Source organism: Rhodococcus sp. 14-1411-2a (assembly GCF_002259485.1).
GTDB lineage: Bacteria > Actinomycetota > Actinomycetes > Mycobacteriales > Mycobacteriaceae > Rhodococcoides.
Window position 1 is genome coordinate 478,400 of the sequence record NZ_NPGA01000009.1, and the last position, 12,798, is coordinate 491,197.

Here is a 12,798-nt window from a genome sequence, read left to right on the forward strand (position 1 = left end):
AACAAGCACGGGATTCATACGAGCCGGTCACGATTGGGATACGCCCCGGTCGGTTTCGGCCTCTACTAGCGCAGAAAACGACCCGCAGCCTCGACGGCAGGCGTCGAACTGCCTGCGTCGTTGACGAACACCGCGAACGCGAGATCGCCGGAGATACCGACGAACCAGCCGTGCGCTCCTTCGTTGTTCGCACCGAATTCGGCGGTGCCGGTCTTGCCGAGCAACCCTGGGATGTCGTTCAGCGCTGTGGCCGTTCCGCCGGTGATCGTCTCGCGCATCATGGCTTTGATCTGCTCGGTGACCTGGGGGTTCACCGCTGCCGGCTGCATGTTTCCCACTCCCGGCTCACTGGGGACCACCGTCGGTGGGAGCAATCCGTTGTTCGCGATCGACGACGCGACCAGCGCCATTCCGAACGGCGACGCGGTCACCTGCCCCTGACCGATGGCGGATTCGACCCGCTGCGCCGGGGTGTCGGCGGACGGCACCGACCCGGTGACGGTCGTCAGACCGGGGGTTACGTAGTCGACGCCGAGGCCGTACTGCGCGGCCGCGTCGGTCAGTCCGTTCGGTGGGAGTGCCACGCCCAGGCGGCCCATCGTCGTGTTGCAGGACCTGGCGAAAGCGGTGTGCAGCGGCACGTTGCCGAGATCGAAGTTGTCGTCGTTCGGGATCTGCCGACCCTCGATGTTCTCGGTCGCCGGGCACGGCAGCACGGTATCGGGGGTGACTGCACCGGACTGCAGTGCAGCCGAGGTGGTCACCGTCTTGAACGTCGACCCCGGCGGGTACAGACCGGTGAGGGCGATCGGACCCTCGGCGTCCGCGGCGGCGTTCTGCGCCACGGCGAGAACCGCACCCGTCGACGGCCGAAGTGCAACGATGGCCGCCTGCTGCGGCAGCGACGCGAGGGCATTCTCGGCTTTGAGCTGCAGTGCCGAATCCAGGGTGGTCGCGATGTCGTCTCCCGTTGCGGCGTCGCGGCCGGCAAGCGGGGTGATGGAGCCGTCCGCGGCAACGGCCTGCACAGCCCATCCACGATTGGCGGCCTGCTCCTGCTCCCACAGCGTCGTCAGGTCGTTGAGGACCGGCGAAACGAGGTTCCGGTCGGTGGCGAGCAGCCGCGTCTGCGGAGCCAGCGTGACTCCGGGGACGGTCGCGAGCTGAGCACCGATGGGGTCGATATCGGACTGACGAAGGGTGACGATCGTCGCTGAGTCACCTTGCGCGCCGGCAACAGTCGCTGCCACCGATTCGGCCGTGACACCCGGAACGACGGAGCCGACGAGATTCGCGACCGCTGCCGGATCGGCCGTCGCATCGGCGTTGACTAGGGTCACCACCTGCTGCGACATCAGCTCGACGCCGTTACCGTCGAAGATGCGCGGTGCGACGAGCGCATCGGTGGGAGTGAAACGCACCGACGAGTCGGCGGTCAGGCCCGGAACCAACATCGCCGGATCCCAGGTGATCTTCCAGCCCTGCTCGGTCTCGGCCGCTGTCGCAGAGGTGGTGTAGCTCCACTCCTTCGGTTCGCCGTCGGGTTCGGCGGTGCCGTCGGTGGTCGTCGAGAAGCGCCAGCCGGCATTCAACGTGAACGTGCCCGCATCCTCGTTGGCGTCGACTGCCTCGAAATCGGGAGTGGCCGTCACCGTACCGCCGGCCGAAAGCCCGTCGTACAGCCCGGTGAGCGCCGCCGTCGCGCCGGCCGGGTCGGTGGTCAACGCGGCCGCCTGATCGATGTTCGAGCTGTTCACCGCCTCCGCGAACTGCTCGGCGACAGTCTGCGGCTGATCCGGCCCACTCTGCCCGCAAGCGGCGAGCACCAATGCCAGTACGGACACGATCGCGGCCAGAGTCGTCGGTCTTCTCGAAGTGCGCACGGGGTCGATCATGCCCCAGTGCATCCGCGAAACACCGGTGGCACGATCTCGAAATGAGGTGTAATTATGTAATCAGTCTTACAACATCCATCGAGGAGTCCCCATGAAACCCAACGGACGCTCGTTCGGTCGCCCCGGCGGCTGGCAGCACGCAGACATTCCGGATGCCACCGATGCAGCCGATTGGTTCGGTGGCCGCCTCCCGGACACCTGGTTCGACGGTGCCGCCTCGGTCGAGGTCGACCGAGAGGAAATCGTCGTCGTCGGAACACTGCCCGTGGAGCAGGACAGTTCATCCGCAGCCACCGAGGGCCGCATCGCGCGATTCCGCGAAACCACCCGGGGCGACCGCATGCAGATCGCCGACGAGGCAGAGAAGCGCTACGGCCGCAAGGTCGCGTGGGGAGTTCGGACCGGGTCCGAGGTGGTCCTGTTCACCCACCTCGCCGTCCCGGTCATGACACGCCTGCGTCAGCCCGAGCGTCGCGTGCTGGACACTCTCGTCGACGCCGGCGTCGCCCGCTCCCGGGCCGACGCTCTGGCCTGGGCCGTGAAGCTCGTCGGCGAGCACACCCAGGAGTGGCTCGACGAATTGCGTGGCGCCATGACGACGGTCGACGAACTACGTAAGAAGGGCCCGTCGGTGTAATTCGCTTGCGTGGCCATCGGGTTCGGGGCTAGCGTGGCCTTCGCCTTGCTGCCCACAGATTCGGAGAGGCCATTGCTCTTCCAAAGGTTCTAGACGCCTGCAGATCGTCCGCATGCACACCTTTGGAGCAACCATGCCTCATTCATCCTCCCTCTCTGTCTCGAATCTGACGTTCGCCTGGCCGGACGGCGACCCCGTGTTCGACGCCATGTCGGCCATTTTCCCCAGCGGCACAACAGGTCTCATCGGTTCCAACGGTGCCGGCAAGTCGACCCTGCTGAGATTGCTCGCCGGGGAGTTGACGCCGCAGCGCGGTTCCATCTCGATTCCCGGCGTGCTGGGCCATCTGCGCCAGGACGTCGCACTGGACCCCGATCTGCCCGTGGATCGGGTGCTGGCCATCGATTCGGTGCGAAAAGCATTGCATCGCATAGAATCCGGCTCCTCCACCGAGGACGACTTCGCAGTCGTCGGATCGGCGTGGGACGTCGAGGAGCGCGCTCTGGCCCTGCTGAACAAGCTCGGCCTCGGCAGCATCGTCGGCTCTGTGGGCGACCTCGATCGCCGCGTCGGCACCCTGTCGGGCGGTGAGACGACGCTGCTGGCACTCACCGCGCAATTGCTCACCCAGCCCGAGGTACTGCTACTGGACGAGCCGACCAACAATCTCGATCACGTTGCGCGAGAACGGTTGTACACGGCAGTCGACAGCTACCCGGGTGTGCTGATCGTGTGCACTCACGACCTCGAGTTGCTCGAACGCGTGGACACCGTCGCCGAGGTGCGAGCAGAGCGCAGCGGAGTGTCCCGGCTGCGCATGTTCGGCGGCAACTACCAGCACTACCGAGAGGTGATCGACGCGGAACAGCAGGCGGCACGGGCGACGATCCGCGATGCGAAGAACGATGTCCGCAAGCAGGAACGCGAATTGATCGACACCCGAATCAAACTCGACCGACGTCTGCGCTTCGGCAAGAAGATGGAAGAGCAGAAGCGCGTGCCACCGATCCTTGCGGGCCGACGCAAGCGGGCGGCCCAAGAATCGGCAGGCAAACTCCACGGAACCCACAGCGACCGCGTCGACGACGCCCGATCGTCCCTGTCGGCCGCCGAGGATCTCCTGCGCGACGACCGCGAGATACGCGTCGACCTCCCGGCGACGAAAGTCCATCCCGGGCAGGTGGTTCTGACGCACGAGGCCGTGCACATCGTGGGCCCTGAGCGCATTGCGCTGATCGGACCGAACGGCAGCGGCAAGACCACGCTGCTGCGGGCCGTGGACGCCACCGGGGCAGAGGTGCCGTGGAAGTATCTGCCGCAGCGACTCGACATCTTCGACGAATCCCGCACCGTCGCCGAGAACGTTGCCGACGTCGCTCCGCAGGCCACGGCCGAACAGATCCGCGGCCAACTCGCCCGCTTCCTGTTCCGCGGATCCGACGCCGACGCCGTCGTCGCCACCCTCTCCGGCGGCGAACGACTGCGGGCCGCACTGGCCCGAATACTGCTGGCCGAGCCTGCTCCAAAGCTCCTGATACTCGACGAGCCGACCAACAACCTCGACATCACCAGCCGACAACACCTCATCGACGCGCTCGACACATTCGAGGGTGCACTGATCATCGCCAGCCATGATCGACCGTTCCTCGACGCCATCGGACCCACCCGCACCGTCGACCTCACCCCGACCGCCGAGTCTCCCGAGTCCGCCGAACAAACGCCCGCCAGTGGGGAGTCAATGTGACATCCAGTGGACGCGGGAGTGGAGCCTGCGAAACGACCCACAGGCGCAGTTTGGGGGTCAATGTCACATTCAGTGGACTTCTGGGGCGAGGATTGCGGGGTGGAGTATGCCTCGAATGCAGACGATGGGACACGGATCGCGTACACGGTGGTGGGGTCCGGGCCGCCGTTGTTGATGGTGCACGGCAGTTTTCTGACGCACACGATCTGGCGGACGTTCGGCTATGTGAAGGCGCTGCGCGGGGCTCGGCAGTTGATTCTGATCGACAGTCGCGGGCACGGCCGCAGCGAGAAACCCCGCACTCCCGACGCGTATGCGATGAGCACGATCGTCGGCGATCTGACGGCGGTGCTCGACGCCGTGGGCGCGGAGACCGTCGACTATCTGGGGTATTCGTTCGGGGCTCGGGCCGGGTTGGCGCTGACGGCAGCGATTCCCGAGCGAGTGCGATCACTGGCCGTCGGCGGCGGTAGTCACGGCGCTCAGGCCGGCGCGTTCGATCGCCTGTTCTTCCCCGGATGCGCAGACGTGTTGGAGCAGGGCGGCATGGACGGGTTCCTCGAGGCATGGAACAACCACCGCATGTTCCCGATCGACAACGGCACCCGAGCGGTGTTCTCCGCCAACGACGCCCAGGCCATGGCCGCGTACATTCGGGCGTCCGACGCCGATCCCGGCCTACCCGACGACGCGTTGCAGCAGTTCACCCAGCCGTCGCTGTTCTACGTCGGCAGTCAGGACGGCACCAGGCTCGACGACACCCGAGCTGCCGCAGCGCTGGTACCGAACTCCGAATTGCATGTCATCCGCGGATTCGACCACGCGACGACGATGGCCGCCACCCCGGAAGTGCTCGGGATCCTCGAACGGTTCTGGGACGAGTGACCTCGGTGTCACATCACCTCTTCAGTGCAGGGAACTGGTCGTCACGCCACTCGGTCTCCAGCGGTCCGACGGCCGCGTCCTCGCGGGCGCGCAGTTCCACTCGGCGGATCTTGCCGGAGATGGTTTTCGGTAGCTCGAAGAACTCGATTCGGCGCACACGCAGGAACGGCGCAAGGTGCTCGCGGGCGTACTTGAGGATCTCGAACGCTGTGTCCTCGTTGGGTTCCCAGCCCGACGCCAATGCCACATACGCCTTGGGGACGGCCAGTCGCGTCTCGTCGGGGGCGGGCACCACCGCGGCCTCGGCAACGGCGGGGTGTTCGATGAGCACGCTTTCGAGCTCGAACGGGGAGATCTTGTAGTCCGAGGCCTTGAACACGTCGTCGGTGCGGCCGACGTAGGTGATGTAGCCCTCGGAGTCCCGTGATGCGACGTCGCCGGTGTGGTAGTAACCGTCGGCCATGACAGCGGCGTTGCGTTCGGGGTCGCCGAGATATCCGGTCATCAGGTTGAACGGCTGCTGCGCCAGGTCGAGGCAGATCTCACCTTCGTCGGCGAGTTCGCCGGTGGTGGGGTCGACGATCACCACCGGTACGCCCGGCAGCGGCCTCCCCATCGAGCCGGACTTCAGTACCGCGCCGGGTGTATTGGCAACCAGCGCAGTGGTTTCCGTCTGGCCGAACCCGTCGCGGATGTTCAGGCCCCACTCTTGCTGCACCCGCGAGATCACCTCGGGGTTGAGTGGCTCACCTGCTCCGATGGCCTCGCGTAGCGAACCACCGCCACCGGCGAGATCGGCTTGAATCAGCATGCGCCACACCGTCGGTGGAGCACAGAACGTCGTCACCTCGGCCCGGCGGATCTGCTCGAGCAACGCTTTCGCGTCGAATTTGCCGTAGTTGTAGATGAAGATCGTCGCCTCGGCGATCCACGGCGCGAAGAAGCAACTCCACGCATGCTTGGCCCACCCGGGCGAGCTGATGTTCAGGTGCACGTCGCCAGGCCGCAAACCGAGGAAGTACATCGTGCTCAGATGCCCGACGGGATAGGAGATCTGAGTGTGTTCGACGAGCTTGGGCTTGCTGGTGGTGCCGGAGGTGAAGTACATGAGAAGACGGTCGGTGGGAGCCGTCACGGACTCGAACGGTACGGCCTCGACAGAACGAGCCTCGGCATAGTCGACCCAACCATCTCGAGCGGAGGTGGCGATGCGCAGGTAGTCCCCGGGTACGTCGTCGAATTTGCCGGTGTCCGAGGGGTTCACGATCACGGCGCGCGCATTGCCGCGCACCACACGGTCGGTCAGGTCTGCGGACCCGATGGCAGTGGTGGTCGGCATCAACACCGCGCCCAGTTTCATCACCGCGAGCATCGCTTCCCACAGTTCCACCTGATTGCCGAGCATAAGGATCACCGAGTCGCCGCGGCCGATGCCCTGTTGCTCGAGCCACCTGGCAACCTGGTCGGAACGACGCGCGATGTCGTCGAAGCTGTACTTGGCCTCGCTGCCGTCCTCTTCGACGATCCACAGCGCAGTGCCGTCGTTTCCACGGGCGATCGCGTCGAACCAATCGATGGCCCAGTTGAACGTCTCACCGAACGACGGCCACTCGAAAGTCTCTACGGCGCGGTCGTACTCGCCGTAGGAGTCGAGCAGCAGGTCGCGAGCGTTCCTGAATGCCGTATGTGCCGATTCGGCCATGCTTCCTCCGTAGCCTGTGATGCTCATCACCGCCACGGTAGGGGAGATGAACAATCCCTCGCTACCCCTGAACGGGGGTGAGAACTCGGCTAGCCTCGATCACCGTGGCCATCGGATACTTCGCGATCGCAGGTGCACTGGGGATAGTTCACGCCGCGTTTTCCGGCTACTGGGCTGCAGGTGGCCAATGGATGTTGAACACCGTCGGATCATTCGCCACGGAATGGGTCGAGACCGAACCGCAGACTGCGCGAACGGCACTGCTGGTGCTCACGCTGGTCAAACTTGCAGCGGCAATTCTTCCCGCCCTCGCCTACATGAACCGGCCGCGCCTGGCAGCACAGAACCGGACCAGGCTGCCGGCAATCGTCCTCGGCATATCCTGGCCCGGCTCGGTGCTGCTGATTCTCTGGGGCGGAGCGTCGTTCGTCGGAGCGGTGATCGGCCTGATCGCCTCGGACGAGAACCGAAGCGTCAAGTACGGGCACCTGTTCTTCGACGGCATCTTCCTGCTCTGGGGTGCCGCCCTTCTGACGGCGCTGATCCTCTCTCGGAAAGCGCCGTACCAGCCGCGCTAGATGCGCTCGCCTGTTTCCGGATGGAAGAGGTGGATCGCTCCGTCGAGGCGCTTCAGTCCGATGCTCTCGCCGATCCTCGCCGGGGCACGCACTGCCGAGCGGGCGACGAGCGACACGGGTCCCCCGTCGAGTCCCTTCACCTTCGGGTCGTCGAGGTGCGCGTACACGTACGACTCGCTGCCGAGCTCCTCGATGAGATCGACCTTGCCCTCGAAGCCTTCGCCGCCGCCGTGGACGATGCCGATGTTCTCGGGCCGCATTCCGATGGTGACCTCGTCGATCCCCAGGCTCGCGAGCTTGGTCAGCTCGTCGCGCTCGAGCGGGAGCAGGAACTTACCGATCTGCACGCCGCCCGAGCCGATGGGTACCGTCATCAGGTTCATCGCCGGGGAGCCGATGAATCCTGCGACGAACGCGTTGACGGGGTGGTCGTACAGGTCTGTGGGAGAGGCGAACTGCTGCAGTTTGCCACCACGCAGGACGGCGACGCGATCACCCATCGTCATGGCCTCGACCTGATCGTGGGTGACGTAGACCGTCGTGGTGCCGAGCCGACGCTGCAACGCCGCGATCTGCGTACGCGTCTGCACTCGCAGTTTCGCGTCGAGGTTGGACAGTGGCTCGTCCATGCAGAACACCTGCGGCTCACGAACGATGGCGCGGCCCATGGCAACTCGCTGACGCTGGCCACCCGAGAGCTTGCCGGGCTTGCGATCGAGGTACTCGGTGAGATCGAGCAGACGGGCCGCTTCGGCCACGCGTGCCTGACGCTTCTCGAGGCTCACTCCGCGCATCTTGAGTGCGAAGCCCATGTTCTCGCCGACGGTCTTGTTGGGGTAGAGCGCGTAGTTCTGGAACACCATGGCGATGTCGCGGTCCTTGGACGGGACGCCCACCATGTTCTTGCCGCCGATTTCGATTGCGCCACCGTCGATCTCCTCCAGACCGGCGAGCATCCGAAGTGCGGTGGACTTGCCGGAGCCGGACGGTCCGACCAGGACGACGAACTCGCCGTCCTTTATGTCGAGGTCGAGGGAATCGACGGCGAGCGAATCGGCACCTTCGTAGACGCAGGATGCCTTCTTGTACGTGATTGCAGCCATGAGACTTTCTCCTATTTGATGGCGCCGAAGGACAGACCGCGCACGAGCTTGTTCTGCGCGAACCATCCGGCAAGGACGACGGGGAGTGCTGCGAACGTCGCAGCGGCGGAAAGCTGGGCCCAGTACAGGCCCTGGCCGGTGATGAATCCGACGAGGTACACCGGAATCGTCTGGGCCTGAACGGCAGTGAGGTTGACGGCGAAGAAGAACTCGTTCCACGAGAAGATCACGCAGATCAACGACGTCGCTGCGATACCGGGAGAGACGAGCGGCAGGATCACCTCGCGGACCGACGTCCACAGCGACGCACCGTCCATGCTGGCGGCCTCGAGCAGTTCCGACGGCACCTCCATGAAGAACGAGCGCATCATCCACACGGCGATAGGCAGATTCATCGCGGTGTAGAGAATCACCAGTGCCCAGATGTTGTCGAGCATGCCGATGTCACCGACGATGACGTACAGCGGAACGATGACGGCCACGACGGGCAGCATCTTGGTGGAGATGAAGAAGAACAGCACGTCCTGGGTTTTCTTCACCGGCCGCAGCGACAGCGCGAATGCTGCCGGAACACCCAGCAGCAGAACGAGAATCGTCGAGACGATGGTCGCGAACGCCGAGTTCAGCAGGGTGGTGCCGATGCCGCTCTCGAGGACACCTCGATACTGATCGAGGGTGGGGGTGAAGATCAGCTTCGGCGGGTTGGAGTAGGCGTCGGCCTCCTGCTTGAAGCCGGTGATCACCATCCAGAGAACCGGGAAGAAGAATGCGATACCGGCCACCCAGGCAACGAACGACCAGATCGTGCCCGGGCCCCACTTGCTCTTCTTCCGGATCTCCTGCCCGTCGGAGGTCTGCGCGACGGCCTTCTTCTTGCTTGTGGTTGCCGTGCTCATCACGCCGCCTCCTCGTTTGCGCTGAAGCTCTTGAAGATCAGTCTCAGCGCCAGAGTGCTGAGAACGATGGTTGCCACCACGGTGACGACACCCATGGCCGCGGCCTGACCGATGTCGAAGCCGAGGAAGGCACGCTGGTAGATGTAGAACGGCAGGTTCGCCGACGCGACTCCCGGTCCACCGGAGGTCATCATGTAGACGGCATCGAAGGTGTTGACCAGATAGATCGCACCGAGGACGGTGCCGAGTTCGATGAAGCGACGCAGGTGCGGCAACGTCAACTCACGGAAGAGTTTGAACGGGCCTGCCCCGTCGACACGCGCAGCCTCGGCGATGTCCTTCGGCATGGACTGCAGGCCGGCGAGGATCAGCAGCATCATGAACGGCGTCCACTGCCACACGAGGTTCGTCATGACCGCGGCCAGCGGGAACCGCGACACCCAGTCGATCTCACCGACTCCGAACGGACTCAGCGCGAAGTTGATCAGGCCGAAGACGGGATCGAACATCGTCGTCTTCCAGATCAGCGCACCGGCGACCGGGGTGACGAGAAACGGGGTGATCAGCAGCGTGCGAATCAGGCTGCGTCCGATGAACTTTCGATCGAGCAGCAGAGCGAGGGCCAGACCCAGCACCACCGAGATGATCACGGTTCCGACGATCATGATCACGGTGTTCATCGCGACCTCGCGGAACTGACTGTCGCGGAACACGTCGATGTAGTTGTTCAGACCGTTGAACTCACGCGAACCCGGACGAACGAGGTTCCAGGACTGCGTCGAGTAGTACAGCGTGAACAGGAACGGGATCTGGGTGACGATGATGGCGAACACCAACGCCGGCAACAGTGGCCCGCGTCGACGCCACCCCTCTGCCTTGGAGATCGTTCTCGGTCTCGGTACGAACTTCTCCGGTTCGGCCGGAGCCGTCCGTTCTTCGGTGGTGGTCATCCCTGGTCCTCCTGGTACGTCCTGCCGACCACTTCGGCGTATTGCTGCGCTTGGTCGAGCGCGTCGTCGACGCTGATCTGTCCAGCGATCGCGGCACTGATCTGTTGGCTGACCCGGGTACCGAGGTCCTGGAACTCCGGAATGGTCAGGAACTGGACTCCGGTGTACGGAACCGGATCCACGGTGGGGTCGTTCGGGTCGGCACTGTCGATGGAGTCGAGGGTCAGCTGACCGTAGGCCGCCGACGCCTCCGCGTACTCGGGAATCTCGTAGGTCGAGAGCCGACTTCCGGGAGGCACACGCTCCCAACCGAGTTCGTTACCGACCTTGTTCAGGTATTCCTTGCTGGTCATCCACGAGACGAACTTCCATGCCTCGTCGGGGGCCTCACTGGTCTTGGGGATGCCCAGTGCCCAGGAGTACAGCCAACCGTTGTCGCCCTTGGCCGCCGACGGGGCCTTGGCATAACCGATCTGCCCGACGACGTTGCTCGACGACGGGTCCTCGAGGACCGAGACGGCCGAGGTGGCGTCGTACCACATGGCGGTGTTGCCCTGGGAGAGTTGCGTTCCGCACTCACTGAACCCACTGGTCGCCGCGCCGGCCTGACCGTGCTCGCGCACGGTGTCGACGTAGAACTGCACGGCTTCGCGTACCTCGGGACTGTTCAGCTGGGCGTTCCAGTTCTCGTCGTACCAGCGGCCGCCGAACGCGTTGATGACAGTGTTGAGCGGTGCGAGCACCTCACCCCAGCCGGGCTTGCCGCGCAGGCAGATTCCGGACAGGCCCGGGCTGTCGAGAGCGGCTGCGGCGTCGGCCACCTGCTGCCAGGTGGGCTCGGCAGGCATGTCGATACCGGCCTGGTCCATCAGATCCTTGCGGTACATCAGGAACGACGATTCACCGTAGAACGGCACCGAGTACATGCTGCCCTCGTACGACAGCGACTCCTTCAGCGTGGGAATGAAGTCGTCCTCGTCGTAGCCCGGCGTGGCGTCGGCGTACTCGGAAAGATTGGTCAGCCAACCGTTCTCGGCCCACTGCGGGGTCTCGAAGTTGCTGATCATCACCACGTCGAACTCACCGCCGCCGGTCGCGACCGAGGCCGTGATCTTGGCTCGGGCCTCGTTCTCCGAGAGCGACACGAACTTCAGGTTGATACCCGGGTTCTCCGCCTCGAACTCCGGAGCAAGCGAAATGGCATCGGACATCTGCGAATTCGAGACGATCGCGACGGTGACCGTCGTACCGTCACCATCACCACCGAACGAGCCGGCACCGGCACATCCGGACACCACCAAGGTCGTCGCGAGCGAGGTCGCGACAACCACCTTCGGTAGAACTTTCACTGAGATACCTTTCCATTCGACGCTGATGTGGATCGATCCACAAGCCAACGCGCACTTTCGATGTCGGTGACCAAGATCGATGCCAGTCCACCGCGCAGTGCACCGAGCAGCGCTTCGTGTTTTCGTTTTCCGCCCGTGACGAGCACCGCCCGATCGCAGGCCCTGATGGCGTCGAGCCCCACCGACACGGTTCGGCCGGGGAGTGATCCTCCGGTGTCCTTGCCGTCGGCGTCGTAGAACCGTCCGCCGATCTCACCGACCGCACCGAGTCGGCGCAGTTCGTCGAGCACCTCGAGGTCGATGAAGCTGCCCTCGAACAATGTGGTGGACGTGGAAACGGGACCGATGCCGTACATCATCACATCGGCATCGGTCCCGGCTTTGAGTGCGCGAGAGATCACGGAGTCCTGCTCCAACGCAACGACAGTCGCCTGATCGGCGTACAGCGGCGCATTGAGCCTGATGGGTGTCGCCTGCAGGTACGCAGCGCACCGTCCGAGCGTGTACTCGACGCCGGTCTGGTAGTCGGCCGAGGTGATGGAACCGTCGAGTTGCACCACCGCAGCACATTTGGTGGACCTGGTCTTGAGCGAGCTGGCGACCGCCACCGTCTCGGGTCCCCAGGTGAAGCCCAGCACATCCTTGTCCTGGAGCCGACGAGAGAGCAGCGTCGCCGCTGCCCGGCCGAGGGAACCGTAGCCGGCGTCCGTGCCGTCGATGACGTCCGAGACGACGAGCACCTCGGTCAGCCCGAACTGCGCTTCGAGTTCACGCTCGATGTCGGCGTGCACGGTGCCCTGCAGGTCGTCGGGAACGTTGATCTCGATGGTCACCAGTCCCTGGGTGCGAGCGCGTGCAACCAACCGCCCTGCCGTGGGGCGTGAGACACCGAGCTTCACGGCGATCTCGGCCTGAGTCGCGCCTTCGAGGTGGTACATGGTTGCGGCGCGCAGAGCCAGGCGCAGATCCTCTCCGGACCGCGGAGACTTCGACCCCGCTGGACCGGATGACGATCCATCCATTTCGCCTCCCAAGTTATGAGCAGATGCTCAGCTCGTG

11 protein-coding genes are annotated in these 12,798 nt (G+C 64.6%); 4 read left to right on the forward strand and 7 right to left on the reverse strand.

Going from position 1 to position 12,798, the window contains the following annotated elements:
- Positions 1 to 65 precede the first annotated feature (65 nt).
- Positions 66 to 1,895, reverse strand: a complete 1,830-nt coding sequence (locus tag CH291_RS07805; RefSeq protein WP_094687161.1) for a penicillin-binding transpeptidase domain-containing protein — start codon at positions 1,893 to 1,895, stop codon at positions 66 to 68.
- Positions 1,896 to 1,986: 91 nt separating this feature from the next.
- On the opposite strand from CH291_RS07805, the gene CH291_RS07810 reads away from it, so the two are divergent.
- The 3 genes from CH291_RS07810 (at position 1,987) to CH291_RS07820 (ending at position 5,161) form a co-directional block, all read left to right on the forward strand.
- Positions 1,987 to 2,532: a hypothetical protein gene (locus CH291_RS07810; protein ID WP_068049016.1), complete on the forward strand. Its 546-nt coding sequence runs from the start codon at positions 1,987 to 1,989 to the stop codon at positions 2,530 to 2,532.
- Positions 2,533 to 2,665: 133 nt separating this feature from the next.
- Positions 2,666 to 4,276, forward strand: coding sequence for an ABC-F family ATP-binding cassette domain-containing protein (locus CH291_RS07815; RefSeq protein WP_094687097.1), 1,611 nt, complete (start codon positions 2,666 to 2,668; stop codon positions 4,274 to 4,276).
- Between the two features lie 60 nt (positions 4,277 to 4,336).
- On the forward strand, positions 4,337 to 5,161 hold the full coding sequence (locus CH291_RS07820; protein WP_256980763.1) for an alpha/beta fold hydrolase: 825 nt from the start codon (positions 4,337 to 4,339) through the stop codon (positions 5,159 to 5,161).
- A gap of 13 nt (positions 5,162 to 5,174) precedes the next feature.
- On the opposite strand, the gene CH291_RS07825 is transcribed toward CH291_RS07820, so the two are convergent.
- The gene (locus CH291_RS07825; RefSeq protein ID WP_373455113.1) at positions 5,175 to 6,890 is read right to left on the reverse strand and encodes an AMP-binding protein; all 1,716 of its coding nucleotides are present in this window, start codon (positions 6,888 to 6,890) and stop codon (positions 5,175 to 5,177) included.
- A 77-nt stretch (positions 6,891 to 6,967) separates the two neighbouring features.
- On the opposite strand from CH291_RS07825, the gene CH291_RS07830 reads away from it, so the two are divergent.
- Positions 6,968 to 7,441 (forward strand): DUF3995 domain-containing protein, encoded by a 474-nt coding sequence (locus CH291_RS07830; protein WP_218829017.1) that lies wholly within the window; start codon positions 6,968 to 6,970, stop codon positions 7,439 to 7,441.
- Here CH291_RS07830 and CH291_RS07835 read toward each other — a convergent pair.
- The 5 genes from CH291_RS07835 to CH291_RS07855 are packed head-to-tail and all read right to left on the reverse strand — an operon-like array spanning position 7,438 to position 12,761.
- Positions 7,438 to 8,544, reverse strand: coding sequence for an ABC transporter ATP-binding protein (locus tag CH291_RS07835; RefSeq protein WP_094640485.1), 1,107 nt, complete (start codon positions 8,542 to 8,544; stop codon positions 7,438 to 7,440). The genes CH291_RS07830 and CH291_RS07835 overlap by 4 nt on opposite strands.
- Positions 8,545 to 8,555: 11 nt before the next feature.
- Positions 8,556 to 9,440 carry a carbohydrate ABC transporter permease gene (locus tag CH291_RS07840; RefSeq protein ID WP_068049004.1) on the reverse strand — a complete coding sequence of 295 codons (885 nt, stop codon included), beginning with the start codon at positions 9,438 to 9,440 and terminating at the stop codon, positions 8,556 to 8,558.
- On the reverse strand, positions 9,440 to 10,390 hold the full coding sequence (locus tag CH291_RS07845; protein ID WP_037196012.1) for a carbohydrate ABC transporter permease: 951 nt from the start codon (positions 10,388 to 10,390) through the stop codon (positions 9,440 to 9,442). Before CH291_RS07845 ends, CH291_RS07840 begins: the two co-directional genes overlap by 1 nt.
- Positions 10,387 to 11,739: an ABC transporter substrate-binding protein gene (locus CH291_RS07850; protein WP_441347262.1), complete on the reverse strand. Its 1,353-nt coding sequence runs from the start codon at positions 11,737 to 11,739 to the stop codon at positions 10,387 to 10,389. Before CH291_RS07850 ends, CH291_RS07845 begins: the two co-directional genes overlap by 4 nt.
- The gene (locus CH291_RS07855) at positions 11,736 to 12,761 is read right to left on the reverse strand and encodes a sugar-binding transcriptional regulator (protein WP_094640484.1); all 1,026 of its coding nucleotides are present in this window, start codon (positions 12,759 to 12,761) and stop codon (positions 11,736 to 11,738) included. The genes CH291_RS07850 and CH291_RS07855 overlap by 4 nt, the downstream gene beginning before the upstream one ends.
- Between the last annotated feature and the right edge of the window lie 37 nt (positions 12,762 to 12,798).